Here is a 25,386-nt window from a genome sequence, read left to right as displayed (position 1 = left end):
GATTAGCGCAGCTTGGTAGCGCACTTGGTTTGGGTCCAAGGGGTCGCAGGTTCAAATCCTGCATCGCCGACCACTTTCTCTCTATCAGTATCTCAGTCATTTATTTCAAATTTACTAACTTTTAATCAATTAGCACCAATATGCCTAATTATTTAACCTGATTGCTCGACTCCGTCGTTGAATAGGTTATAATGCCGCGTCTATTAATTAACGTAGTGCCCGTAGGGCAGGCAACAAGCGTCACATGCAACGGAGAGTTTGGCAGTTTAGCCGAAGGCCCACAAAAGCATGATGGTTGTCTTGTTAGTAAGGAAGGCGCTTTGTCGCCCAAAAATGAAGATTGAGGTAAATCATGCAAGTTTCTGTTGAGACGACTCAAGGCCTTGAGCGCCGTCTGACCATCACCGTTCCTGCAGAGAACGTTGAGACTGAAGTTAAAAAACGCCTACAACAACTGTCAAAAACACAGCGTATCGATGGCTTCCGCCCTGGTAAAGTACCAGTGTCAATCATCACTAAGCGTTACGGCGCAGCTGTTCGTCAAGAAGTTGCTGGCGATATTATGCAGCGTAATTACATCGAAGCAATCATTGCTGAGAAAATCAACCCAGCGGGTGCACCTACATTTGCTCCTAAGTCACTAGAAGCTGGTAAAGATTTAGAGTTCGATGCAACTTTTGAAGTATACCCTGAAGTTGAGCTTAAAGACTTAGATAAAATTGCAGTTGAGAAGCCTGCTGTTTCAGTAACTGACGAAGACCTTGCTAACATGCTTGAAACACTTCGTAAGCAACACGCTACTTGGACTGAAAGCGACGCAGCAGCTGGCGAAAAAGACCGTGTAACGGTTGACTTCGTTGGTACAATTGACGGTGAAGAGTTTGAAGGCGGAAAAGCTGAAGACTTCCCTCTAGAGCTTGGTCAAGGTCGTATGATCCCAGGTTTCGAAGATGGTATCGTTGGTAAGAAAGCAGGTGACGAAGTCGTTTCTGATGTGACTTTCCCTGAAGACTACCACGCTGAAAACTTAAAAGGTAAAGCAGCTCAATTTACAATTACTGTGAAGAAAGTTGAAGTTCAAGAGCTTCCTGAACTAACTGACGAGTTCGCAACTAAGTTTGGTGTTGCTGAAGGTGGTGTTGACGCACTTAAAGAAGAAGTGAAGAAGAACATGGAGCGTGAGCTTAGCCAAGCGGTTAAAGCAAACGTAAAAGATCAAGCGATCAAAGGTCTTCTTGACACTAACGAAGTTGAAGTGCCTAAAGCACTAGTTGATCAAGAAATCGACGCACTTCGTCAACAGGCTGCACAGCGTTTTGGCGGCAACGCGCAAAACATGCCTGAGCTACCAGCTGAGCTTTTCCATGAGCAAGCTGTTACTCGCGTAAAAACTGGCTTGCTTTTAGGTGAAGTAATCAAAGCGAATGACATCAAAGCAGACGATGCAAAGGTTGAAGAATTAATCGAGACTGTTGCTTCTGCATACGAAGATCCAAGTGAAGTAGTTTCATACTACAAAACAAACGATCAACTTATGCAGCAGATGCGTAACGTAGCAATGGAAGAGCTTGCTGTTGAAGCTGTACTTGCAGCTGCAACTGTTTCTGATGTTGAAAAATCATTCGATGACATCATGAACCCACAGGCTGCTCAATAAGTCTTTGAAGAAATCATTGACTTCCAGCTAAGCTGAAGTTTAAATGGCTCGAGTTACTCGGTGAGAGAATTCGGGCCATTTTTGTTTTTACACCTTGATATTGAAGCATAAAGTACTTATATCTTGAAGCATGGCTTATTTTATTAGCTATACTTGATGGTATAAGACAAAATGTGCTTATCACAACGAGCTGTTAGAAATGCTCGTTCCATTTCGCTCAAAAAAGTATTAGCCTAAAACCGAATGACAGAATGTCTCTTGAGTCGCAAGCGATTTAAGTTACCTATTACAATAAGGCAACAAATTCTGTGCTAGTAAGGAATAAAAAACATGAATGATGGTATGATCGATCCAATCAATGCGTTAGTACCTATGGTCGTGGAGCAAACGGCTAAAGGCGAGCGTTCTTATGACATTTACTCTAGACTACTTAAAGACCGCATCATTTTTTTGACCGGTCAAGTAGAGGACCATATGGCCAACTTGATCGTGGCACAGATGTTGTTCTTGGAGTCGGAAAGTCCAGACAAAGATATTTTCTTGTATATCAATTCACCTGGTGGCTCCGTGACTGCTGGAATGTCTATCTACGATACAATGAACTTTATTAAGCCTGATGTTAGTACGGTTTGTGTTGGTCAGGCAGCGAGTATGGGAGCATTTTTGCTTTCAGGCGGCGCTAAAGGTAAACGTTATTGCTTGCCAAACTCTCGAGTGATGATCCACCAGCCTTTAGGCGGCTTCCAAGGTCAGGCATCAGATTTTGAAATTCATGCAAGAGAAATCTTGTCTATTAAAGAAAAGTTAAATCGTCTGATGGCTGATCATACTGGACAACCATACGATGTAGTTGCACGTGACACCGATAGAGATAATTTTATGACTGCTGACCAAGCCCTAGAATATGGCTTAATTGACGCGGTTCATTCACGTCGCGAACTGAAGTGATTAGTCGGTAACCAATGAGCATAAATCATTGGTTACTGCTATGCCAAAGCTTTTATTCTTTGGTATAGTTAAAAGAAATACGATGTTATCGACAGATAACAACAAAAGAATGAGGTAGCTGAATGTCAGACACTCCAACAGACGGCGATAAGAATAGCAAGCTGCTGTATTGCTCATTTTGCGGCAAGAGCCAGCATGAAGTTCGTAAGTTAATTGCCGGTCCATCTGTCTATATATGTGACGAGTGCGTTGAACTTTGTAACGATATTATCAGGGAAGAAATCAAAGATATTGCGCCTAAGCATGACGCGTCTGATAAATTACCTGTGCCAAAAGAGATCAGAAATCACCTTGATGATTATGTTATCGGTCAGGAGCATGCGAAAAAAGTGCTGTCCGTTGCTGTATACAATCACTACAAGCGCTTACGCAACCAAGGTGGTAAGGGTGATGTAGAATTAGGTAAAAGTAATATCTTGCTAATTGGTCCAACAGGTAGTGGTAAAACACTATTGGCCGAGACGCTTGCAAGACTTCTTGATGTACCATTTACGATGGCAGATGCAACAACGTTAACTGAAGCTGGTTATGTTGGTGAAGATGTTGAGAACATCATTCAAAAGCTGCTACAAAAATGTGACTACGACGTAGAAAAGGCACAACGTGGCATTGTCTATATCGACGAAATCGATAAGATTTCGAGAAAATCAGACAATCCATCTATTACACGTGATGTATCGGGTGAGGGTGTACAACAAGCATTACTTAAACTGATTGAAGGTACGGTTGCATCTGTTCCGCCTCAAGGTGGCCGAAAACATCCGCAACAAGAGTTTTTGCAAGTTGATACATCGAAAATCTTATTCATATGCGGTGGTGCATTTGCTGGCCTTGATAAGGTGATCGAACAACGTAGTTCTAAAAATACAGGCATCGGTTTCGGTGCTGAAGTTAAGTCAAAAGATTCTGAGCGTTCACTGAGCGAAACATTTAAAGATGTTGAGCCTGAAGATTTGGTCAAATACGGTTTAATTCCTGAATTTATTGGTCGTTTACCGGTTGTTGCGACCTTGACCGAACTTGACGAAGATGCGCTTATTGAGATCTTAAACGAACCAAAGAATGCCTTAACAAAGCAATATGCAGCGTTGTTTAAGATGGAAGGTGTGGATCTTGAGTTCCGTGAAGACGCTTTGCGAGCGATTGCGCATAAGGCGATGGAGCGAAAGACCGGTGCACGAGGATTGCGTTCGATTGTTGAAGGCGTATTGCTCGACACTATGTATGAGTTACCTTCATTGGAAGAAGTCAGTAAAGTAGTTATTGACGAAACCGTTATCAAAGGAGAGTCAGATCCGATTATGATTTACGAAAACAATGGTAAAGAAAAAGCGGCATCTGAGTAGCTCAGAATTAAAATAAAAGGAGCCTAGTGCTCCTTTTTACATCTAAGTTAGGAGCTAACAAAAAGTATAAGGTAAACTGCGAGGCTAGCTCATGGTTGGTAAGCTAAATCAGTATTTTCCCTCACCAGAGCTTATACCAATTATGCTTAATACTTGCTCAATTTGAAGGCGTAAATCTGACGCTAACTGCGCTAAACATCTTCTATTTAGAACAACTAAATGGAGAGTTTTCGCATAGTAATAGACAGAGTTTTCTCGCCTCAAAATAGTAAGCTTAATTAAGCGAATAGGTATTGCCCCAATATGATACCAGTTGAACTAAAAACCCTGAACTTTGGATAACTCATACTTTTCTGGAAACCGGCAAGGGCAACGCTATCCCTGAAACGTTTTGGCTAGATAAGAGAGTAATTCAATGCTATTGAGAAGCAATGAGTTAGCTAAATACTTGCTCAACCCTCAGGGCTGATAAACCGTTTATTTTTTAAGTGGAAAAGTCGCTTCTAGACATACGACGCTGTGAAAGAAGTCGATATAGTCCCTTATTATACCAATTTGACTTAATACGTGCTCAATTTGAAGGAGTAAATCTGACGCTAACAGCGTTAAAAATTTCTTATTTAGAACAACTAAATAGCAAAATTTTTGCCTGGTTATCGACAAGATTTTCTCGCCTCAAAATAGACCACTTAATTAAGAAAATTGGTATCATTGCAAATAAGCTGGAGCTTTAGTTTACTGATATTTGATTGCTTTATGCCTTAAATTGATCCCTACTTGATGTGGATTACTATAAACTATTGAACTTTATCTGCGTTATCCCCATATAGCTCAGTATTCCCAAAATTAATTTAAGTGCGAAGAGAACATAATGACGCTTGAAAGAACGGATCGAGTAGAAATTCCTGTGCTAGCGCTGCGCGACGTAGTCGTGTATCCGCACATGGTGATCCCGCTGTTTGTAGGTCGAGAAAAATCAATAAAATGCCTAGAAGCAGCGATGGACAACGACAAGCAAATCTTTTTGGTTGCGCAAAAAGACGCTTCAGTTGATGACCCTAGCACTGATGATGTCTACCAAACAGGCACTATTGCGACGGTGTTACAACTATTAAAGCTGCCTGATGGTACGGTAAAAGTACTTGTTGAAGGCACGCAGCGCGCCAAAATAGACGAATTTTTAGTTACAGACGAATATTTCTTAGCGCAAGCACAGTACATCCCTTCACAGGATGCTGATGAGCAAGAGCAAGATATATTAGTGCGTAGTGCAATTAGCCAGTTTGAAGGCTATGTAAAGCTTAATAAGAAAATTCCACCTGAAGTACTGACGTCAGTTTCAGGTATTGATGAGGCCGCACGCCTTGCTGATACAATGGCTGCGCATATGCCAATTAAGGTGCCTGAAAAGCAAAAGGTACTGGAAATTCATGACGTAACAGAACGTCTTGAGTACTTGATGGCGCTGATGGAAGGTGAGATCGATTTACTTCAAGTAGAAAAGAAAATCCGTTCTCGCGTGAAAAAGCAAATGGAGAAGTCACAACGTGAGTATTATCTGAATGAGCAAATGAAAGCAATTCAGAAAGAACTTGGTGAGTTAGACGACGTACCAGATGAATTTGAAGCGCTGAAAAAACGCATTAGCGAAGCAAAAATGCCGCAAGAAGCGGAAGAAAAAGCACTGGCCGAGCTGAACAAACTGAAGATGATGTCACCGATGTCTGCAGAAGCGACTGTGGTGCGTTCTTACATAGAGACGATGATAAATGTCCCATGGAAAAAACGCTCTAAGGTGAAAAAGGACTTAGCAGGTGCGCAAAAGATTCTAGACTCTGACCATTATGGCTTAGAAAAAGTAAAAGATCGCATTATCGAGTACCTTGCCGTACAACAACGCACCAATAAGCTCAAAGGCCCTATCCTGTGCCTAGTTGGCCCTCCTGGAGTTGGTAAAACCAGTTTAGGCCAATCTATCGCGCGTTCTACAGGTCGTAAGTATGTGCGTATGGCGCTCGGTGGCGTGCGCGACGAGGCTGAAATTCGTGGTCACAGAAGAACCTATATTGGCTCAATGCCGGGTAAGCTTATTCAAAGTATGTCGAAAGTTGGCGTGAAGAACCCGCTTTTCTTATTAGATGAAATCGATAAGATGTCATCGGACATGCGCGGCGACCCTGCATCTGCTCTATTAGAGGTATTAGATCCTGAGCAAAATAGCAACTTTGCAGATCACTATTTAGAAGTAGACTACGATTTATCAGACGTGATGTTTGTTGCGACATCAAATAGCTTCAATATACCAGGCCCACTGCTTGATCGTATGGAAGTGATCCGTTTGTCGGGTTATACCGAAGATGAAAAGCTTAATATTGCGAAACAGCACTTAATTCCTAAACAGATCAAGCGTAATGGTCTGAAAGAATCTGAAATTAACATCGAAGACAGTGCGATTATTGGTATTATCCGGTATTACACTCGAGAGGCTGGGGTACGGAACCTAGAGCGCGAAGTTTCTAAACTCTGTCGCAAAGCGGTGAAAAATATTTTGCTAGACAAAGATGTAAAGCAAGTTGTGATTAACCAAACAAACCTAGAAGAATTTTTAGGTGTTCAGCGCCATGATTACGGTAAAGCTGAAGATGGTGATCGTGTTGGTCAAGTTACGGGTCTAGCGTGGACAGAAGTTGGTGGTGATCTATTAACCATTGAATGTGCTGCTGTACCAGGCAAAGGCAAACTGACGTACACTGGCTCTTTGGGTGATGTGATGCAGGAATCTATTCAGGCTGCGATGACGGTGGTACGCAATCGTGCTGAAAAGCTTCGTATTAACGACGACTTTTACGAGAAGCGTGATATTCATGTGCATGTTCCTGAAGGCGCGACTCCTAAAGATGGACCAAGTGCGGGTATCGCCATGGTAACAGGCTTAGTGTCAAGTTTAACAGGCAACCCAGTGCGTGCAGATGTCGCGATGACCGGTGAAATCACATTACGTGGTGAAGTGCTGCCAATTGGTGGTTTAAAGGAAAAGTTACTTGCAGCGCATCGTGGTGGAATTAAACGAGTTTTAATACCGAAAAAGAACGAGCGTGACTTAAAAGAAATTCCTGAAAATGTCCTTGAAGGACTTGATATTCATGCTGTGTCTTGGATTGACGAAGTTCTATCATTAGCATTAGCGCAGCCAATAGACAGTTTTAGTGTAGAATCACAAAAAAACTAAGAAAAAAGCCAAAAAATTAAGTGAAAAGGCTTTTCAAATCTAAAAGGTGTGTTAAGTTAGGCACTGTATTCAAGCTTGGTGGTTCGCAAGCCCCGTAATCACTAGGCTTGAGAAAGATTTCGAGAATTAGAGAGTCGCTGTGATGTCTCTAAATGAATAGCAAAAGTTATCAGATAGAAGTAACTTTTGATAATAACTATGGAAGAGGATGATATTGTGAATAAATCTCAATTAATCGATCAAATCGCAGCTGATGCTGACATTTCTAAAGCGGCTGCTGGTCGTGCGCTAGATTCATTCATTGAGTCGGTAACCGGTGCACTTAAAGAAGGTGACTCTGTTGCACTTGTAGGTTTTGGTACTTTCTCAGTACGTGAGCGCGCTGCACGTTCTGGTCGTAACCCACAAACTGGTGAGACTATTCAAATCGCAGCAGCTAACATCCCATCTTTCAAAGCGGGTAAAGCGCTTAAAGACGCAGTAAACTAATTCATTTTGGATTAGGCGATGCAGAGTCATCGCGAACTGCTTCAAGATAAAAGGCGTATCTGCTAAGATACGCTTTTTTTATACCACCTCAAACCTCGTGGCGGTGGTGTGATGCTTAACCCAAATCTAGCAATACAAAGTGCTTATGTGCTTTGACTTAGATAAGAGAAACAATAAATGCTTGAAAAGATCAGAGAAGGCTCACAGGGCCCTGCGGCTAAAATCATATTAGGTTTAGTCATCTTATCTTTTGCGTTAGCAGGGATCGGTGGTTACCTAGGTCAAACCACTGAGCAACCTGTCGCAGAAGTCAATGGAATAAAGATCTCGCAGACAAAGTTCTCACGTGCTTACTCGAATGAGCGTGCACGTTTAGAGCAGCAGTTTGGTGAGTATTTTGCGCAAATAGCAGCAGATCCAAATTACATGGCACAAATCCGCCAAGGTGTTGTAGATCAATTAGTACAGCAAGAACTACAGTCACAACTGGCAAAGGAACTTGGTCTTCGAGTGAGTGATGAGCAGGTAAAAAAAGCGATTGTTGAGATGCCTTACTTCCAAATCGGTGGTGAGTTTAGCAATGACCGTTACCTCCAAGTTATTCGCCAGATGAATTTTCAACCTGACAGCTTCCGTGAGTATTTACGCGATGAAATGACACGAGCACAACTTATCTCTGCGGTAGCTGGCAGTGACTTTGTATTAGAAAATGAATTACAACATTCTCTTGCGTTACAGCAGCAAACCCGTGCAATCGATTATGCCGTCTTAAGTAAAGATTTAGTAAAAGATGAAGTCTCAGTTTCACCAGAAGAGGTTCAGAGCTACTATGATCTAAATCAGAATCAGTTCCAAGCACCGGAGTTGGTGGCTGTGAACTATATTGAGTTGAAAGCAGAAGATTTAGAGCCTGCTGAGCCTGTTACTGAAGAGGCCGTTAAAACATACTATGAAGAACAAAAGAACCAGTATCTAGAGCCTGAAAGGCGTCGCGTTTCACACATTTTAGTAGATTTGGGTGAAGATGCTGCAGCTGCAAAAGAAAAAGCAGACATGCTGCTAGCGGAGCTAAATAGCGGTGCTGATTTTGCAACTCTTGCAGAAGAAAAATCAGATGATATTGTCAGTGCAGAACTAGGTGGTGATTTAGACTGGATTGAACGAGAGATGATGGACCCTGCATTTGAAGACGCAGCGTTTTCGCTTGCAGCAATAGGTGATGTATCAGAGGTGGTTGAATCTGAGTTTGGTTATCACATCATTAAGCTGACTGATATTCAACGTCAACAGGCCCAATCTTTTGATGATGTTAAAGATGAGTTGCGTGCTGAGCTTGAAAAGGCAGCTAAAATAGATGCTTTCTACCAAAAACAAACTCAGGTTGCTGAATTGGCCTTTGAAATGGCGGACTCCCTTCAAGATGCAGCAGAAGTTGCTGGCGTAGAAGTTAAGTCTACCGAGTTAGTAAGCCGTAATGCGCTTCCTGAGCCATTAAACATGCCAGCTATAAATAATACTATTTTTACTCCTGAATTAATCGAAGACAGAGTGAATTCAGAAGTTTTAGAGGTTGCGCCAGAACACATTGTCGTTGTACGTGTTTCGGATCATAAAGCTGCGGCCACTAAACCGCTAGAAGAAGTCAGTGAGCAAATTCAAGCACAGCTAGTTGCTGAGAAAGCATCAAGCTTGATTACTGAGAAAGCTCAATCACTGTTTGAGCAATTGCAAAATGGCACGATACTGGCAGACATTGCCAAAGCACAAAACATTGAGGTTAAAAGTGTCAATGAGCTGCAGCGTAGAAGCTATGATGTTCCTCCTGCGATTGCAACTGAAGCATTTAAACTTCCTCAACCTGGTGTTGCGCAATCTTACCCTGCGTTGGTTGAATTAGGTAATGGTGATGCTGCATTTGTGGTGCTTAAATCAGTAACCACTCCAGACGTGGATGGACAGATAGATCCGCAGCAGAAACAATCAATCACTTCCTCATTTGCTAATAAAAATTATTTAGAGCTACTGGCAGCACTTGAAGCTAAAGCCGAAGTAATTAGGCCACAGCTACAATTAGCTGAGCAGCAATAGCAACTCAATAATGAAAAAAGCGCCGCGTTGGCGCTTTTTTTATGTATATAAATGTGATCTAACGGAGTATCTTATTAATTCTAGAAAGCAAAGCTGATACAAAGTACATTTATATCAATTAATCTAAATACTTATACCAATTTGAAGGAATAAATCTGACGCTAACAGCGTTAAAAATTTCCTATTTAGAAGAACTACATAGCAAAATTTTTGCCTTGCCTACATGAATGTAGGTACCAAAGCGATAGCAGGACGCGGTAGCGGAGTTATCGACAAGATTTTCTCGTCTCAAAATAGGCCACTCAATTAAGATAATTGGTATAATTTTGCTGTATTTAAACATGCAGCACTAAAGTCATTACATTGAGATAAAAATATGGCAGTAGCTGGGGACTATTACCATATTTGTATTTGAAGTGGCTCAGGCTGAGAGGAGTTTTTGCATCGTTTTAGACTTAGGTGTACTAAATACACTCTCGGTTTCACCATATTCAACTACTTTACCGCGATTTAATACTAGTATCTCATCGCTCATATGACGCACTAAGCTCAAATGATGGGTAATAAGGACATAAGCTAAACCTGTTGCGGCTTGCAGTTCAAGTAGAAGGTTAACGGTTTGCGCTCGAACCGATGGATCAAGAGATGATAACGCTTCATCTAATACCAATACTTTTGGGTCTAGTATTAACGCTCTTGCTAATGCTACGCGCTGTAATTGCCCGCCACTAAACATGTGAGGGTAGTAGTCAATGTGTTCACCAAGCAAGCCTACTCGACTTAACGTTATCCTGATTTTCTTATACCTTTGATCCTCGGTAAGTTCAGTATTATATTGCAAGCAGTCATCAAGCATGTCGCCGATTGTAAGTCCTGGATTCAACGAACGGGTAGGGTCTTGGAAGATAAGGCGAATAGTGCGGCAATCATGTTCTCGTACGCCACTGTCTTCGACTATTTGCCCATTGAGTAGTATTTGCCCTGAGTCTGCAATATCGGCACCCGCAAGCACTTTTGCTAGGGTACTTTTACCTGAGCCTGTTTCTCCGATAATTGCCAATGTTTGTCCGGGTGCCAATGCAAATGAAACGTCCCTAAGCACCTTCATAGAGTGGCGCTTAAACAGACCTTGGCGCGAAACATAAGATTTATTGAGAGATTGTACTTTTAAGACGGGCTGCATTTTTGCTTCACCTTAATGAGTGGAAAGTGGCAGGCATAACTGTGGCCGTGAGAGCGACTTTGTCTTGGTGTTACCACACACTCTTTTTGTGCTTGTGGGCATCTAGGCCCCAATCGACATCCAATTGGTAGGTGTTGTAAAGGTGGAATAGTGCCTTTTAGCGCATAAAATGGCTCTTTATGACCGAGCCCTTGACCAAAATCAGGCAAGCTTTTTACCAGCGCTTGCGTATATGGATGCAGTGGTTGCTTAAAGATAGCACGGGTAGGGCCTGCCTCTACCATCTGGCCACAATACAGTACGTGCATAGCATGTGACCAGTCAGATATCTCCTCTAGCTCGTGAGAAATCATTAAAATTGACATGTTTTTGAGCTGATTTAAAGCTTTTAATAGCCTAAATACTTGCGCTCGGGCTGTGCTTTCTAGTGCTGTTGTAGGCTCGTCAGCAATCAGTAATTTTGGACTCCTCGCAATTGCCATGGCTATCATTATTTTCTGACACATTCCCTCAGACAGTTCATGCGGGTAACTACTACAAATCTTTTTATCGTCTCTAATACCTGCTTTATGTAACAAAGCGCGTACCTTTTCTTTGCGAGCTTTGCGACGACCGAAAAAGCCGCCTTTAAGTGCGCTGTCAGGAATAGATTCAGCGATTTGATCGAAAATGCTCACCAGAGGGTCCAGGCTTCGGCTTGGTTCCTGATAAATCATCGCGATATCTTGGCTCACAATTTTACGGCGCTTTTCCGGTGAAAGTCGCATTAAGTCGACACCTCGCCAGTGCATTCTGTCAGCAGTTACTGTCCAACGTTGATTAAGTACACCCACAATGGCCTTAGCAATTAAGCTTTTACCCGAGCCGGACTCTCCGACTAGCGCATGTACTTCGCCTTCTTTTAGGCTTAGATTGACCTTATCAACCGCTCTAATAACGCCATCTTCGGTACGAAGTTCAATAGTAAGGTTCTTAATGTCTAACAATTGCATTAATCGGCCTTCCGATTTTTTAAAGCTTCACGTAAACCATCGCCAACAAGGTTGGTGGATAATACCGCGATGAATAAAAGAACGCCTGGTAGTCCCACGGTCCACGGTGCGAGATATATCAAACTCAAATTCTCTTGAAGGATAGCTCCCCACTCAGTGGAGGGAGGCTGAGCGCCTAATTTTAAAAAGCCTAAAGCTGCAATATCCAGTATCGCAGTCGACAGCGCCATGGTAAATATTACCACAATATGCTCATAGATATTAGGTAATATGCCACGAACCAGCAACCTCCAACGGTTTGCACCATCCAGTTTAAAGGCGATAATGTAGTCTTTACCAAGCTCAGCCACCACAAGATTTCGAATCGAATGAATATATTGCGGAAGCAATGCAAAGATAATTGCCCATACGGTATTCATAAGGCCTGGACCCAGAATAGCGATAATGATAATCGCCAATAATAGGGATGGGATCGCTAGAGTGATGTCAAGCAAATGGTTTAATAGACTAGATTTTAGTCCTCGACTGGCTCCTGCGAGTGTACCGAGCACTACGCCAAGCGCTGTTGTCACGAGTGCTGCGATAATTGACAGACCGAATGTATAGGTCGCGCCATTCATCAGTCGCGATAGAATATCTCTACCAAGGTCATCAGTTCCGAGAATAAATCGTACATCACCGTCATCATGCCAAGACGGAGGAAGGAGCAAGGCATCTGCATGTTGTTGATTGACGCCGTATGGCGCGATTAAAGGTGCAGTTAGTGCCAAAACTGTCAGAGCCAAAAATAACCAAAGGCCTACTAATGCAACATGGTTTGAGCGAAATTTTCGCCAAAGCCTGAATAAGGGAGAGCGATTAGACTCCTCAGTAAACAAACTAAATTTTGCCATGCGCTTGATTCCTTGCGATAGGGTCGAGTAAAGAGTGAACAAGGTCTGACATCATGTTGGCAATAATGACAAAAAAGGATACAGCCAATAAGCCCCCTTGTATCGCTGGATAATCACGTTGATAGATACTCTCGATGAGCCAGCGACCAAGACCAGGCCAAGAAAATATGACTTCTGTTATCATGGCTAATGTAATCAGTGTACTAAATTGCAGGCCAATTTGCTTGATCACAGGCAGTAGGGCATTTCTAAGTGCATGGTGAAGGATAAGCTGACTGCGATTTAGACCCTTAGCTCGGGCAGTCTTGATATAATTTTGATCAAGTACATCTAACATTGAATCGCGGGTAAAACGAATAAGTACGGTCGTTGGGTACATAGCCAGTACGGTGGTTGGAAGTGCTAAATGATGAATTGCATCCCAAAACGAGGCTCCACCGTATGGAAAGCCCTCTAAATAAATATCGATAAGAATAAAGTGTGTGACTGGCTGTATTTCATATAACAGGCCAATGCGCCCAGACATGGGAAATAAACCTAAGCCAAGGCAAAACACCATAATTAAGAGCAACGCAAGCCAGAATACGGGGATAGAAAAGCCCATTAAGCTAAGGGAATTAATAATCTTGTCAGGCCATTTTTTATGGTATGCACTGGCAATAACACCACTAGGCACACCAATTATTACAGCGACAGTTAATGCGTACAGGCATAACTCTAAAGTTGCAGGGAACAATAACTTAACATGGCCAAGTACAGGTTGGCCTGAAGAGAGTGACAACCCCCAGTCACCTTCAAACATCCGTGCCATAAAGGCACCATATTGAACAATAATATTATCTTCGATTCGGTACTTTTCGACCAGGGCCTGTGTTTGGGCATAACTTGAATTCACCTCACCACTGAAGTTCGTAATTAGCTCCCCTGGAAACAAGTAATTGAGTGAAAAGGTGAACACTGTTAGGGTAAAGAGCATAAAGCACAGGAGACTAATACGCCTGTAAGCATATTTTGCAAACATCTTAGTCTCTCCTTGCCTTTGCTAGAGAAATACCACCAAAAGGCCGCAAAGAAACCCCCTCAATATCAGAGCTAGTCGCTTGAAAACGCAAACCATGGGCAATGGGAACCAAAGGCAGTTGCTCAACAACCATCTCTTGTGCTTGTCGGTAGTAATGCTTACGTGCTTCCATGTCATTGGTATCGAGGGCTTGTGTCAATAATAAGTCGAACTCTGGATTGCACCAATTTGCAGGATTTTTGCCACTGAATGTAGCTGTGCAGCTTAACAGCGGACTGAAAAAGTTGTCAGGGTCGGGAGTATCTGCCGCCCAACCTAACAGCACGCTGTCGTGCTCGTGACGACCAACACGTTCAATAAACGTATTCCATTCATATTCAACAATTCTCGCCGTCACTCCAATGTCTCTCAAGTCTCGTTGGATCAGCTCAGCCATTTTGCGAGCATTAGGATTATAAATTCTCGACACAGGCATTGCCCATAGAGTCATCGTGAAGCCATCTTCGAACCCAGCTTGCTTTAAATATGCTTTTGCAATTTGTGGGTCGTATGAAGGCATGTTTGCTTGTGCTCGAAACGCCCATGACGAGGGGGGGAGGATTGAACGAGCGATAATTCCATTATTGTAAAACACAGCTTGCATGATTTTCTCAAAATCAATGCTATGAGCTAATGCCTTTCGTACTAGTGGGTCGTTAAATGGCGGTTTTTCTGTATTGAAAGCCCAGTACCCAATATTGAGATTGGCGGCTTTTTCAACATCAATGTCTTTGCGTTGTTCAAGTACCGTGAGTTGTGTTGCGCTCGGATGAGCGGTGATATCACACTCTTTGGTAAGCATTTTTGCAATTCTACTCGTACCGTTGGTTGTAATATCATAAACCAACTGTTTCATGTACACAGGATGTTTCCAGTATTGTTCATTCCGGTAGTAGCGAATTAAGTTATCGCGCATAAACTCACGGTATTTATATGGGCCTGTACCGATAGGTTTTTGATCGAAATCTTGTTTGCGTTCCAAAGAGATCAGTTGATCTGCGTATTCTTTAGACAAAATAACGGCAAAATCAGTGGCAATATTCGATAAGAAGCTACTTTCGGCATTAAACAAGTCAAAGCGTACTGTGTAGTCATCCACTTTTTTTACTTGGCGAATAAGTTGATCTAGTCCAATACTCTGAAAATAGGGGTAGTTTGCATCACCAATAAAATGGTAAGGATTGTATACGTCAAATAGGCGATTAAATGAAAACACGACATCATCTGCGTTCATTGTTCGCGTGGGAGTAAAATACAAGGTGTCGTGAAAGTGAACATCATCTCTTAGCGTAAACGTAAATGACTTTCCATCTGCGCTCACCTGCCAAGACTTAGCAAGCTCTGGTAAAAACTCCCCTGTGTTTGGGTCGATACTGATCAGAGTATCAAAAAGCTGATTGGCAATAATATCTATCGTCGACCCTGTTGTGGTCACTTGCGGATTAAATGACACAGGGTTTGCTTCTGCACAATATACCAAGCCTTGCGACTTATCATTCACTTTATTTGGTGTCTGGTCTGTACAGCCAAATAGCGCAGTACACAACACACCAAAAAACCATATACGCACCACTAGGCCTCTTGTTTTTGGTTTTGATCCAACAGGTTGTATTTTTTCAAATACCCTCTAAGTTGATGATACGTCAAACCGAGATTTTGTGCAGTTTTCTTTTGATTAAATTGACTAAATTCAAGTGCTTTTTGCAACATTGTGATTTCATACTCATTAGAGAGTGATTTTAAATCACAAGGAAAAGTGAAATTCAGCTCGTGCTCCACAGTCTGCTTAACAAGCGGCTCTGCTACCACAGTCGACTCTATAGATTGACTTTGAGGGATGGTAGACTGAGTAGAAGGTGCCTTAATGCGTTGACTCGGTCTAAAGGGGCTTGCAAATGGGTCGAATATAATGTCATGCACCGGTATCTGGTCGTTACCATGGCGGTACAGGCTGCGCTCGATTACATTTTTAAGTTCGCGAATATTACCAGGCCATGGATAGTCCAACAGTTTTTCAATTGCTTTTCTAGTAAAGCCACTGAATAATTCCCAGCCCAAATCCCGCGCCATATTAATTGCAAAATGTTCAGCAAGTAGCAGGATATCTTCTTTTCTGGCTCTTAATGGAGGCAGTGTTATTACATCAAAGGCTAGGCGGTCAAGTAAGTCGTGTCTAAACTCTCCCGCATCTGCAAGTGTTGGCAAATCTTCATTGGTTGCACATACTAATCTAGTATCGACTTTTACCGTTTGTTTACCACCTACGCGCTCAAATTCACCATATTCGATAACGCGAAGCAGTTTTTCTTGCACCATAGCGGAGGTATTAGCAAGCTCATCTAAAAATAAGGTACCACCATTAGCTCGTTCGAAGCGGCCTTCATGGCGTTTGCTTGCACCGGTAAAAGCACCACTTTCATGGCCAAATAATTCACTTTCTAAGAGGTTTTCGTTTAGCGCTGCACAGTTAAGTTTGACGTACTCTTGATCCCAACGCTCAGAAAGATAGTGCAGGCGAGCCGCAATTAACTCTTTACCTGTACCGCGCTCACCGATAATTAATACTGGTTTTTCTAACGGGGCTAACTGAGATACCTTATCTAACACCGCTAAAAAGCTGTCGGATTGACCTAATAGATTATCCTGTTGACGGAAACGGCTCATATTGCCTAACTCTTAGTTATTTTTGCTAATAACTAGTGTATTTCAAAAAACAGGATAACTAAAGGACTTTTAAAAATAAAATAACCACATGATTTTATTGTATTTTTAAATCTGATAAAGTTGGCAAGCTATTTGATACATAGTTAGTAAGCAATTTAGCTATTAACCAAAGAGGTAACCACTATGGGAATTTTTTCTCGTTTTGCAGACATAGTGAATTCTAATATTAATGCGATTTTGGATAAAGCAGAAGATCCGGAAAAAATGGTTCGCCTGATCATCCAAGAAATGGAAGATACACTAGTTGAAGTAAGATCGACCTCAGCAAAAACTTTAGCTGAGAAAAAGGAGTTAACACGCCGTCTTGATCAGCTCAAAGCACAAGTAGATGATTGGCAAACTAAAGCCGAACTTGCACTGAGCAAAGAGCGTGAAGATTTAGCGCGTGCCGCTTTACTTGAGAAGCAAAAGTCTGCAGAGGATGTGGCTGCCCTTGAAAAAGAGTTAGCACATGTCGATACGCACATTGAAAAGCTGCAACAGGAAGTGAGTACACTTCAAGATAAGTTAGCGGATGCTAAAGCGCGTCAAAAGGCGATTGTACTGCGCCAACGCTCAGCTGAGTCTCGATTAGAGGTGAAAAAAGCACTAGACAGCAGTAAAGTAGATGATGCCTTGAATCGCTTTGAGCGTTATGAGAGCAAAATTGATGGTCTAGAGTCACAAATTGAGTCTTATGATCTTGGTAAAAAATCTCTTGCAGATGAGATAGCCGATTTACAAAAGAACGAAAAAATCGATGATGAGCTTGAGCAGCTGAAAAAGAAAATGGCTGAAAAGTGAAAATAGCTGCACCTACTATTAGGTAGGTGCCAACCAACTACAATAATAACAGCCAAGTTGAAGGCAGGAGAGAATTATGTTTGATGCAGAAGTTTTAATGGCTCCGCTGATTATTTTTATGATCATTGTGGCACCGCTTTGGTTGATTTTACATTACCGTAGTAAAAAGCAGGTCAGTCAAGGGTTGAGTGAGCATGAACATCGTCAATTGATAGAGCTGGCTAACAAGGCGGAGAAAATGGCAGAGCGTGTTGAAACGCTGGAAGCTCTACTTGATCAAGAGTCGCCACAATGGAGACGCAAGCTATGAGTAGATCAAAGCGAGAACTATATCGTGATCCGAGTCGCGGAAAGGTAGCCGGAGTATGCGCAGGGCTTAGTGACTACTTTAATATGGAGTTGTGGCTTGTTCGGATTTTATTCATCACAGCTGTGCTACTCTCTGGTGGTCCATTATTTATCGTCGTGTATGTGGCTTGCTGGTTTATTTTAGATAAGCGTGAAATGATGCCAAATCGTTCACCTGATGCGAAAGATGAAGATAAGGTATCAGTGAAGTTTAAGGTATGGCAAAAAGGTGAACCGCCAAGACAGGCACTTTATGACCTGAAAGACAGACTATCACGACTTGATGGCCGCATTCAGAATATGGAACGCTATGTAACTTCCCCTGAATTTACGGTTAGCAGAGAAATCGACAAGCTTTAAGGCGGTTTTAGCCGCCTTGGCATTTTCTAAAGGGGCAATTTTCTATTTATGACTACGTCACGCTTTCGTACCCCATCTTCCCTAGATAAGCTAAAACAACAAGCCAAAAAAACGCTTCACCGTTCTTTTGATAAGCATATCAAACTTGCAGTGACTGGATTCAGCGGCAGTGGTAAAACCGCATTTATTACGGCACTTATTAAACATCTCACAACCCAAACCAGCACAGATAATTTACCTTTCTTTGATGTGGTGAGTGAAGGTCGTCTTGTGGCATGTCGTCCTGAGCCACAAAAAGCGCTAGCAGTACCTACTTTTGATTATCAGCAAGCCATAAGCTGTTTACTGGAAGAATTGCCAACGTGGCCTGCATCAACTAAGCGCATCAATACGTTAACACTGGCGTTTAGGTATCATAGTGAGCTTGGTCTGAAACAGCATTTAGCGCAAACTCATACCCTGTATCTTGAGTTATATGACTATCCTGGTGAGTGGCTAATGGACTTACCGCTGTTAAAAATGACTTTTTCCGAATGGTGTGAGCAGCAGTTTGCGCTACTAAAAAAACCAAAATACCAGCCATTTGCACAAACATTTTTACAGCAAGTTGAGCAGTTTGATAGTACGCAAGCGGTGGATGAGAATAAGCTAAAAATGCTTGCACAAAGTTACCATGCGCTTTTAGCACAGCTGCAGCGAGACACCCGTTTATCTAATTTGCAACCGGGTAGGGCGTTGATCCCAGGTGATCTTGAGGGGGCACCCATACTGCTGTTTTTCCCAGTACAAAGCCACCCAAATGAGATTACCGAGCATTCACAATATCAACAGCTTGTTGAGCGTTTTGAAGCCTACAAAAAGCAAGTGGTCGCGCCATTTTACAAAGATTATTTTTGCCAGTTTGACCGCCAAGTTGTATTAGTTGACTTACTGGGGAGTCTAAGTGATGGTTATGACACACTGAAAGAGCAAGAAGTTGCGTTAAAGCAGATCTTAGCCATGTTTTCTCATGGTAAAAGCGGTTTGTTATCTCGCTTATTTAATCCAAAAATAGACAAAGTCCTATTTGCTGCCAATAAGTGTGATGGCGTTTTGAACGAGCAGCAATCCAATTTAACAAGGTTGTTAAATGAAATGCTGGTGGACAGTGCCAATGAGCTTCGCTTCAATGGGGTAACGGTTGATACCATGTCGCTTTCTTCGGTGAGAAGTGTTGAGTCTAGAGCGGTGAAGGAGGGGGGACAACATGTGCAATGTATTTATGGTAAGCCGGTCGGCGAGCAGCAGTTTATCAATTATGTGCCACCGACACCGCCAGACCATATCCCAAAAGCAAATGCTTGGCCTCAAGGGGGCTTTGAGTTCATAGCGTTTGAACCCCTGCCTGCTAAGCACGGAAATTTATCGCATATTAGGCTTGATCATGCTTTACAGTTCTTAATTGGAGATAAGTTAAGATGACCGATCAAACAAAACCCTATCAAGGTTCGGGTAGGCGCTTAAATATCGACACGCAAAGCCAAGATGAATTTCAGCATTTGGGTGGTGAAGGCAAAGTCCTTGACGATGAACTGCTGGTAACTAGTAGCTTTGAGACAGTGCCTGAGCCGGAACTGCCCAAAATTGAACGCATCTACGAGTCGCCTTGGAGATTTGGGTTTAAACAGTGTTTTTTTCTGGCGTTATTAGTACTTATTATTGTTGAAGCGGCACTGACTTTGATTGAGAGCTATGAGCAAAATATCCTACTATTTGCGCTTTACACCACCGTGTTGTCTCTTGGTTTACTCGCACTATTCAAGTTCTTATTTTCGGAAGCCGTCGCACTTAGCAAACTCAAACAACATCAGCAAATTAAGCATGATGCACAGCGTTTGTTACAAAGTGACCAGATCGGTGAAGCAAGAGCGTGGCTCACACCCTTGTTAAAAGTGCATCCAGAGCAAAAGGTTACGGCGTTTGAAGAGGCATTACAATCCCATCATACAGACAAAGAAATCATCACCTTATATGAAAAAACCTTGCTGCGGGAGCAAGATGCTGAAGCTAAAAGACTAATTCAAGAGCATGCAACAACATCAGCACTCTTAGTTGCTCTAAGTCCACTTGCGCTTGTGGACATGTTGGCGGTGCTTTGGCGTGGAGTCGTGCTGGTAGAAAAGGTCAGCAAGCACTATGGTATTCGATTGGCTTATCGTAGTCGCATTACATTATACAAAATGCTGCTCAAGCAAATGGTGTTTGTTGGCGCGAGTGAACTGGTAAGCGACCTTGCTGCAACCAGTGTAGGCGCAGAATTACTTGGTAAGCTCTCTACTCGTTCAGCACAAGGGCTAAGCGCAGGGATATTTACTGCTCGACTAGGGTATAAGGCAATGGAGCTTTGTCGTCCGTTACCACGTTTGGAGCACAAACAAAGCCTGTTGAAAAGTGCGATTAGCTCAGTTGTTGATGTGCTACTAAGACGTAGTAAAAAAGATTAAACGGCAACAATTTTATACACCTCTTTAAGTAAAACTGGCTAGTCACAACCAGTGAACTAGCCATCTCCCCATCTGGCATGCTTGTTTATTGCTCCAAACTACCCTAAATATTGACCATGACAAAAAAACTACGCTAATTAATTCACTAACGTGCTTATTTGGTTAGCAATAATAAAATCAGCAGGACAATATGAAAAAATTAAGAGATGACAGTCAGTGTATTCACGGACCTAATCATTTTGATGACCCGCATGGGGCGTTAACCGCACCATTGTACCAAACTTCAACATTCCATTTTAAAGATGCGGCGCAGGGAGCTGCAAGGTTTGCCGGTGAAGAGCCCGGTTATATCTATACTCGCTTAGGCAACCCAACAACAAGAGAGTTGGAAGAAAAAGTTGCTCGACTTGAGGGAATGGAAGACGCTGCGGCAACAGCTACAGGTATGGGGGCTGTTTCGGCATCTGTACTGAGCTTTTTGCAGCAAGGCGACCATCTGATTGCATCAAGCGCACTGTATGGCTGTAGTTTTGCATTATTCGCGCATATGCTACCAAGGTTTGGTATTGAGGTTTCTTTTGTTGACTTGACCGACGAGGATGCGTTGCGTGATGCCGTCAAGGAAAATACAAAGCTGCTATTTGCTGAAACTCCAATCAACCCTAACATGACAGTTATAGACTTAAAAATGTTGGGGGAGGTCACCAAACAGCATGGGATGTTGTTTGTTGTTGATAATACATTTATGACCCCACTACTGCAAAAACCTGTTAATTTTGGTGCGGATATTATTGTCCATAGTGCGACCAAATACCTAAACGGACACGGTGACGTAGTAGCAGGGCTAGTTTGTGGCTCTAAAGAGCATATCGAATTAATCAAGCTTACCGTATTGAAAGATATTGGCGCGACTATCAGCCCACATGACGCATGGTTGATTAACCGTGGACTAAAAACCCTCGCAATACGAATGCAGCGTCATTGCCAAAGTGCACAGGCCGTTGCAGAGTTTTTAGACGCTCATCCAAAAGTAAATACCGTTTATTACCCAGGGTTACCCTCGCATCCGGGTTATCAGTATCTTGGAGAGCAAATGAAAGGTGCCGGAGGGGTGATTGCATTTGAAATAAATGGCTCCATTGAGCAAGGAGAGCAGTTTATAAATGCAACTGAATTATGCACGCTAGCGGTGAGTCTTGGCGACCCTGAAACACTGATCCAGCATCCTGCTTCTATGACGCACTCTCCGTATAGCCAAGAGGAAAGGCTGGCAGCAGGGATCTCTGACGGGTTAATTCGTATTTCTGTTGGGCTTGAGGACGTCGAAGATATTATTGATGACTTGAAGCAAGCATTTGATAAAATATAGATGTATAAATAAGTTTACTTTGGGGCTGTTATAGCCCCTTTTTTGTATGTGCGTAAATTTAATGTTACACTGGTGTGCATATTTATTTACGTTTTTAGGGGTTGTGCAAAAGTTGATAAACGCCTTGCCTATTAAACTTTATGTCACTTTTACTTAGTATCAAAGTCACAAGTTGAAGCACTCCAAACTACTCAACAGGACTACAACTCAGATTGCGAAAGTATTAATTGGAGTGAATTAGGTGAGAATGAAAAATGGCTAAAGCAAGTAAATATGTCTCTAAGCAGCCGGATGAAAATGGCGTTATCGCTTGGACGAATGAAGAGAATCAAATCTGGTCTGAGTTAGTTGCGCGTCAGCTAGAGTGTATAAAGGGGAAAGCCTGTGACGAGTACCTAGCTGGGCTTGAAAAAATAAACCTACCACACGATCGGATCCCGCAGTTAAGCGAATTAAATGCAGCACTTGAGAAAGAAACAGGGTGGCAAGTAGCACCAGTGCCGGCATTGATTGATTTTGATGAATTTTTCAGATTGCTCGCGAATAAGCAATTTCCAGTAGCAACGTTTATCCGCTCACGAGAAGAGTTCGATTACCTTCAAGAACCTGATATTTTCCATGAAATTTTTGGCCACTGTGCCATGCTAACGAACCCAGCGTTTGCAGAGTTTACACATAAGTATGGTCAGTTAGGCTACGCGGCACAGAAAAAAGACCGGGTATATCTTGCACGCTTGTACTGGTTTACCGTTGAGTTTGGCCTAATGCAAACCGAGCAAGGTCTTCGCATCTACGGCGGTGGTATTTTATCCAGCCCTGGAGAAACACAATACGTATACTCTGACAAACCAGAGATTAAGCCGTTGCAAGTACAAGATGTATTACGTACACCTTATCGCATCGATATTATGCAACCGGTTTACTACACAATTACCTCGATCAACGACTTATTTGAAATATCAAAAATGGATATTATGTCGTTGGTTGAAAAAGCAAAAGAGCTAGGGTTATTTGAACCTAAGTTTCCCCCAAAAGAAAAACTAGCAAGTTGAGGAATTATCAATGTCTGATTTAAGTGCACAAAAATGTGAAGCGTGTCGTGCAGATGCGCCTAAAGTATCAGATGAAGAGCTCGCCGTTCTCGTGAAACAGATCCCTGATTGGGTACCTGAAGTACGCGATGGCATTATGCAGCTTGAGCGCGTATACAAGTTTAAGAACTTCAAGCAAGCACTCGCGTTTACAAATAAAGTTGGTGATATGGCTGAGGAAGAAGGTCACCACCCAGGTTTGCTGACCGAATGGGGTAAAGTCACAGTGACGTGGTGGAGTCATTCTATTAAAGGTCTTCACAAGAATGACTTTATCTGTGCAGCAAAAACTGATGAGGTTTTTGCGTCGCTGTAAGTTCTGAAGGACAGTGCAGAAGGTGTGGTTACAACGACCATGCCTTTTTGCCAAAGTGAGCAGCATAAAAAAACGGCGCAAACTAAGCGCCGTTTTACTCATAATTTAGGATAAAAGCAAAGCGGTCTTATAGACCGCTTTCGCATCAACTTTAAAATAAGAAGACGCTACGTAAAGGTAGGGCTAATAATACCATTTGTCCATAGAATGGCCGTCGCGGCTAGAATAATTACTAATAACACTAACCCACAAGTTACCACAGAGCTTGCATAGATAAACCCACGCTCTTCAGGGATGTGCATCAGAATCGGAACTCCTGTATAGAGCAAATATACTGAGTAGGCCAGTGCTACCATACCAACAGAGACCACAAACCAAAGCTCTGGATAAAATGCTGCAAATGCTGACATAAACATGGGCGTTGCAGTATATGCTGACAATTCCAACGTTTGTGTATAAGTAGGGTTGGCACCAAAAGTAATAGCCATCCAGTGGGCAAGATAGGCCAAAATAAACACCCCGACAATGAGTGCGCAATACATCGCTACACCAATCAGTAGTGCGGAGCTATGGGTTAAGTAAACAGGCTCACCGGTGCCTACGCTCCAACCAAGATAAACAGATGAATAGTACCCCATAATACTGGGAATTAGCGCGACGAGCGCGATATGTGACAAACTGTAAAAGATGCTTTCGTGACGATTGTCGATTGTTTGCCATTCTTCTTGTGGGTGAGCGTATAAGCCCCATAGATGATTAAAGATCATAGTTAGCCCCTCAATGAATCGGTTTGTACTATTTTTGTACAACTCAATCTAGTTATGGGAGATGAGATAATTTTTGTCAAGAAAATGTAGCAGAATAGCAATATTACTATTTTCAGAATTATCTAAAACTTATCAGCGAGTCCCTCTATGGTGCACCTTGTTGCGAGAAGTTATGATAAAATAGCGCAAACACATTAGTCCTTTGTTGTTATGCTAGAAAAGTACACAGATTTACTGACACCAATAAACCAGTTTTTGGGTTGTGAAACACCACACACCTGGATACAAAAAGCGAGTCAAAGCGAGCATTTATCTTTGTTGCTTATCGATCACATGCATTGTGAGCTAAAAGCGGCACAAAGCGCAGCTTTTTTGATCCGTAAATATGCAATAGACGATGCTTCTGCAAAGACGCTATTGAGCTGGTTGCAGCCCTACGAGGACTTTATTTATCGTGGTATTGGTGAAGGAGACTTCTCAGGCAGTAAAAATGAGCTGATAGGGGAGCTTACTGCGAGACCCGAATATGCTTACAATCAAGATATTCTCAGCAAAATGGTCAGGCTTATAAAAGAGGAGCTTCATCATTTTGAACAAGTATTAGACATAATACGAGCTCGGAATATACCAATTGAGTATGTTCAGGCATCACGTTATGCTTCCGGTATGATCAAGTACATACGTACTTTTGAACCTGCGGCCTTAGTAGATAAATTGATTATAGGTGCTTATATCGAAGCGCGCTCATGTGAACGTTTCGCAAAGTTGGCTCCGTGTTTAGATGAAGAAATAGGCAAGTTTTATATATCTTTATTACGTTCCGAAGCAAGGCACTATCAGGATTACATTGACTTAGCGCATCAAGTTGCCAATGCTACAGATCCCAAACGCTGTGATGTAGCTGGGCGGATCCAGTTATTCCGTCAAGTTGAAAATGAACTGATAAGCTCAGCCGATCCTGATTTTAAATTTCATTCCGGCGCTCCAGCTGCACAATAACAAAAAGGAAGTAAGTGCGCTTTATTACGGCTTACTTACTTCCTAGTGTTGTTTGATTGCATTCTAGAAATTCAGCTAGCTTGACTTGTCCTCTATGCCTATTATTCAAACTAAGGTTTGAATATGGCGCGACGTAGCATGTCGTTTCTGATTAGCATAGTGATTTATCCTGAATCCATCTCATTTGGCAGCATGAGTAAT

22 protein-coding genes are annotated in these 25,386 nt (G+C 42.3%); 15 read left to right on the top strand and 7 right to left on the bottom strand.

All coding sequences use genetic code 11. The features are described 5' to 3' along the window. The first annotated feature begins 352 nt into the window (after nucleotides 1-352). From tig to HUZ36_RS09985, 6 genes are all read left to right on the top strand, one after another. Nucleotides 353-1,657 carry a trigger factor gene (gene tig / locus HUZ36_RS10010; protein WP_125253529.1) on the top strand — a complete coding sequence of 435 codons (1,305 nt, stop codon included), beginning with the start codon at nucleotides 353-355 and terminating at the stop codon, nucleotides 1,655-1,657. Nucleotides 1,658-1,987: 330 nt separating this feature from the next. Further along, nucleotides 1,988-2,605 (top strand): ATP-dependent Clp endopeptidase proteolytic subunit ClpP, encoded by a 618-nt coding sequence (gene clpP / locus HUZ36_RS10005; protein ID WP_125253530.1) that lies wholly within the window; start codon nucleotides 1,988-1,990, stop codon nucleotides 2,603-2,605. A gap of 122 nt (nucleotides 2,606-2,727) precedes the next feature. Beyond that, a complete protein-coding gene (gene clpX, locus HUZ36_RS10000) occupies nucleotides 2,728-4,011 on the top strand; it encodes an ATP-dependent protease ATP-binding subunit ClpX (protein WP_125253531.1) in 1,284 nt (427 codons plus the stop codon). Nucleotides 4,012-4,882: 871 nt separating this feature from the next. After that, nucleotides 4,883-7,240 carry an endopeptidase La gene (gene lon / locus HUZ36_RS09995; protein ID WP_128731976.1) on the top strand — a complete coding sequence of 786 codons (2,358 nt, stop codon included), beginning with the start codon at nucleotides 4,883-4,885 and terminating at the stop codon, nucleotides 7,238-7,240. Nucleotides 7,241-7,456: 216 nt separating this feature from the next. Next, nucleotides 7,457-7,729 (top strand): nucleoid-associated protein HU-beta, encoded by a 273-nt coding sequence (gene hupB, locus HUZ36_RS09990; protein WP_125253533.1) that lies wholly within the window; start codon nucleotides 7,457-7,459, stop codon nucleotides 7,727-7,729. A gap of 177 nt (nucleotides 7,730-7,906) precedes the next feature. Then, entirely contained in the window at nucleotides 7,907-9,817 is a 1,911-nt protein-coding gene (locus HUZ36_RS09985; RefSeq protein ID WP_176032736.1) for a SurA N-terminal domain-containing protein, read from the top strand. 421 nt (nucleotides 9,818-10,238) lie between these two features. Here HUZ36_RS09985 and HUZ36_RS09980 read toward each other — a convergent pair whose 3' ends face one another. From HUZ36_RS09980 to pspF, 6 genes are read right to left on the bottom strand one after another with little or no spacing between them, the layout of a single operon-like run. After that, entirely contained in the window at nucleotides 10,239-11,000 is a 762-nt protein-coding gene (locus HUZ36_RS09980) for an ATP-binding cassette domain-containing protein (RefSeq protein ID WP_176032735.1), read from the bottom strand. Beyond that, nucleotides 10,985-11,992 (bottom strand): peptide ABC transporter ATP-binding protein, encoded by a 1,008-nt coding sequence (locus HUZ36_RS09975; protein ID WP_147390249.1) that lies wholly within the window; start codon nucleotides 11,990-11,992, stop codon nucleotides 10,985-10,987. Before HUZ36_RS09975 ends, HUZ36_RS09980 begins: the two co-directional genes overlap by 16 nt. Continuing rightward, nucleotides 11,992-12,885 (bottom strand): ABC transporter permease subunit, encoded by an 894-nt coding sequence (locus HUZ36_RS09970; protein ID WP_125253538.1) that lies wholly within the window; start codon nucleotides 12,883-12,885, stop codon nucleotides 11,992-11,994. Before HUZ36_RS09970 ends, HUZ36_RS09975 begins: the two co-directional genes overlap by 1 nt. Further along, entirely contained in the window at nucleotides 12,872-13,906 is a 1,035-nt protein-coding gene (locus HUZ36_RS09965; protein WP_147390250.1) for an ABC transporter permease, read from the bottom strand. Before HUZ36_RS09965 ends, HUZ36_RS09970 begins: the two co-directional genes overlap by 14 nt. Before the next feature lies 1 nt (nucleotide 13,907). Beyond that, on the bottom strand, nucleotides 13,908-15,518 hold the full coding sequence (locus tag HUZ36_RS09960) for an ABC transporter substrate-binding protein (protein ID WP_147390251.1): 1,611 nt from the start codon (nucleotides 15,516-15,518) through the stop codon (nucleotides 13,908-13,910). After that, entirely contained in the window at nucleotides 15,518-16,609 is a 1,092-nt protein-coding gene (pspF, locus tag HUZ36_RS09955) for a phage shock protein operon transcriptional activator (protein ID WP_176032734.1), read from the bottom strand. Before pspF ends, HUZ36_RS09960 begins: the two co-directional genes overlap by 1 nt. Before the next feature lie 183 nt (nucleotides 16,610-16,792). On the opposite strand from pspF, the gene pspA reads away from it, so the two are divergent. From pspA to HUZ36_RS09915, 8 genes are all read left to right on the top strand, one after another. Continuing rightward, a complete protein-coding gene (pspA, locus tag HUZ36_RS09950; RefSeq protein ID WP_125253542.1) occupies nucleotides 16,793-17,452 on the top strand; it encodes a phage shock protein PspA in 660 nt (219 codons plus the stop codon). A gap of 76 nt (nucleotides 17,453-17,528) precedes the next feature. Beyond that, nucleotides 17,529-17,762, top strand: coding sequence for an envelope stress response membrane protein PspB (gene pspB, locus HUZ36_RS09945; RefSeq protein ID WP_125253543.1), 234 nt, complete (start codon nucleotides 17,529-17,531; stop codon nucleotides 17,760-17,762). After that, nucleotides 17,759-18,160 (top strand): envelope stress response membrane protein PspC, encoded by a 402-nt coding sequence (gene pspC / locus HUZ36_RS09940; RefSeq protein ID WP_125253544.1) that lies wholly within the window; start codon nucleotides 17,759-17,761, stop codon nucleotides 18,158-18,160. Before pspB ends, pspC begins: the two co-directional genes overlap by 4 nt. Before the next feature lie 48 nt (nucleotides 18,161-18,208). Further along, on the top strand, nucleotides 18,209-19,621 hold the full coding sequence (locus HUZ36_RS09935; protein ID WP_176032733.1) for a YcjX family protein: 1,413 nt from the start codon (nucleotides 18,209-18,211) through the stop codon (nucleotides 19,619-19,621). After that, the gene (locus HUZ36_RS09930; RefSeq protein WP_176032732.1) at nucleotides 19,618-20,643 is read left to right on the top strand and encodes a TIGR01620 family protein; all 1,026 of its coding nucleotides are present in this window, start codon (nucleotides 19,618-19,620) and stop codon (nucleotides 20,641-20,643) included. The genes HUZ36_RS09935 and HUZ36_RS09930 overlap by 4 nt, the downstream gene beginning before the upstream one ends. 190 nt (nucleotides 20,644-20,833) lie before the next feature. Beyond that, nucleotides 20,834-22,012 carry a trans-sulfuration enzyme family protein gene (locus HUZ36_RS09925; protein WP_176032731.1) on the top strand — a complete coding sequence of 393 codons (1,179 nt, stop codon included), beginning with the start codon at nucleotides 20,834-20,836 and terminating at the stop codon, nucleotides 22,010-22,012. Between the two features lie 254 nt (nucleotides 22,013-22,266). Then, a complete protein-coding gene (gene phhA, locus HUZ36_RS09920; protein ID WP_176032730.1) occupies nucleotides 22,267-23,064 on the top strand; it encodes a phenylalanine 4-monooxygenase in 798 nt (265 codons plus the stop codon). A 10-nt stretch (nucleotides 23,065-23,074) separates the two neighbouring features. Beyond that, nucleotides 23,075-23,419: a 4a-hydroxytetrahydrobiopterin dehydratase gene (locus HUZ36_RS09915; protein WP_125253549.1), complete on the top strand. Its 345-nt coding sequence runs from the start codon at nucleotides 23,075-23,077 to the stop codon at nucleotides 23,417-23,419. A 167-nt stretch (nucleotides 23,420-23,586) separates the two neighbouring features. On the opposite strand, the gene HUZ36_RS09910 is transcribed toward HUZ36_RS09915, so the two are convergent. After that, nucleotides 23,587-24,186, bottom strand: coding sequence for a Yip1 family protein (locus HUZ36_RS09910; protein ID WP_128730984.1), 600 nt, complete (start codon nucleotides 24,184-24,186; stop codon nucleotides 23,587-23,589). A gap of 210 nt (nucleotides 24,187-24,396) precedes the next feature. Between HUZ36_RS09910 and miaE the strand changes: the two genes are divergently transcribed. Then, the gene (gene miaE, locus HUZ36_RS09905) at nucleotides 24,397-25,185 is read left to right on the top strand and encodes a tRNA isopentenyl-2-thiomethyl-A-37 hydroxylase MiaE (RefSeq protein WP_176032729.1); all 789 of its coding nucleotides are present in this window, start codon (nucleotides 24,397-24,399) and stop codon (nucleotides 25,183-25,185) included. The last annotated feature ends 201 nt before the right edge of the window (nucleotides 25,186-25,386 follow it).

The organism is Pseudoalteromonas sp. McH1-7 (assembly GCF_013366255.1).
In the GTDB taxonomy this organism is placed as follows: domain Bacteria; phylum Pseudomonadota; class Gammaproteobacteria; order Enterobacterales; family Alteromonadaceae; genus Pseudoalteromonas; species Pseudoalteromonas peptidolytica.
Note: the sequence above shows the minus strand (reverse complement) of the source record. Positions and strands in the feature narration are given on the sequence as shown.

Excerpts from the sequence above, each read along its gene's own strand:
- tig (WP_125253529.1), top strand. The coding sequence starts at position 353 with ATGCAAGTTTCTGTTGAGACGACTCAAGGCCTTGAGCGCCGTCTGACC.
- clpP (WP_125253530.1), top strand. The coding sequence starts at position 1,988 with ATGAATGATGGTATGATCGATCCAATCAATGCGTTAGTACCTATGGTC.
- clpX (WP_125253531.1), top strand. The coding sequence starts at position 2,728 with ATGTCAGACACTCCAACAGACGGCGATAAGAATAGCAAGCTGCTGTAT.
- lon (WP_128731976.1), top strand. The coding sequence starts at position 4,883 with ATGACGCTTGAAAGAACGGATCGAGTAGAAATTCCTGTGCTAGCGCTG.
- HUZ36_RS09985 (WP_176032736.1), top strand. The coding sequence starts at position 7,907 with ATGCTTGAAAAGATCAGAGAAGGCTCACAGGGCCCTGCGGCTAAAATC.
- HUZ36_RS09980 (WP_176032735.1), bottom strand. The coding sequence starts at position 11,000 with ATGCAGCCCGTCTTAAAAGTACAATCTCTCAATAAATCTTATGTTTCG.
- HUZ36_RS09975 (WP_147390249.1), bottom strand. The coding sequence starts at position 11,992 with ATGCAATTGTTAGACATTAAGAACCTTACTATTGAACTTCGTACCGAA.
- HUZ36_RS09970 (WP_125253538.1), bottom strand. The coding sequence starts at position 12,885 with ATGGCAAAATTTAGTTTGTTTACTGAGGAGTCTAATCGCTCTCCCTTA.
- HUZ36_RS09965 (WP_147390250.1), bottom strand. The coding sequence starts at position 13,906 with ATGTTTGCAAAATATGCTTACAGGCGTATTAGTCTCCTGTGCTTTATG.
- pspF (WP_176032734.1), bottom strand. The coding sequence starts at position 16,609 with ATGAGCCGTTTCCGTCAACAGGATAATCTATTAGGTCAATCCGACAGC.
- pspA (WP_125253542.1), top strand. The coding sequence starts at position 16,793 with ATGGGAATTTTTTCTCGTTTTGCAGACATAGTGAATTCTAATATTAAT.
- pspB (WP_125253543.1), top strand. The coding sequence starts at position 17,529 with ATGTTTGATGCAGAAGTTTTAATGGCTCCGCTGATTATTTTTATGATC.
- pspC (WP_125253544.1), top strand. The coding sequence starts at position 17,759 with ATGAGTAGATCAAAGCGAGAACTATATCGTGATCCGAGTCGCGGAAAG.
- HUZ36_RS09935 (WP_176032733.1), top strand. The coding sequence starts at position 18,209 with ATGACTACGTCACGCTTTCGTACCCCATCTTCCCTAGATAAGCTAAAA.
- HUZ36_RS09930 (WP_176032732.1), top strand. The coding sequence starts at position 19,618 with ATGACCGATCAAACAAAACCCTATCAAGGTTCGGGTAGGCGCTTAAAT.
- HUZ36_RS09925 (WP_176032731.1), top strand. The coding sequence starts at position 20,834 with ATGAAAAAATTAAGAGATGACAGTCAGTGTATTCACGGACCTAATCAT.
- phhA (WP_176032730.1), top strand. The coding sequence starts at position 22,267 with ATGGCTAAAGCAAGTAAATATGTCTCTAAGCAGCCGGATGAAAATGGC.
- HUZ36_RS09915 (WP_125253549.1), top strand. The coding sequence starts at position 23,075 with ATGTCTGATTTAAGTGCACAAAAATGTGAAGCGTGTCGTGCAGATGCG.
- HUZ36_RS09910 (WP_128730984.1), bottom strand. The coding sequence starts at position 24,186 with ATGATCTTTAATCATCTATGGGGCTTATACGCTCACCCACAAGAAGAA.
- miaE (WP_176032729.1), top strand. The coding sequence starts at position 24,397 with ATGCTAGAAAAGTACACAGATTTACTGACACCAATAAACCAGTTTTTG.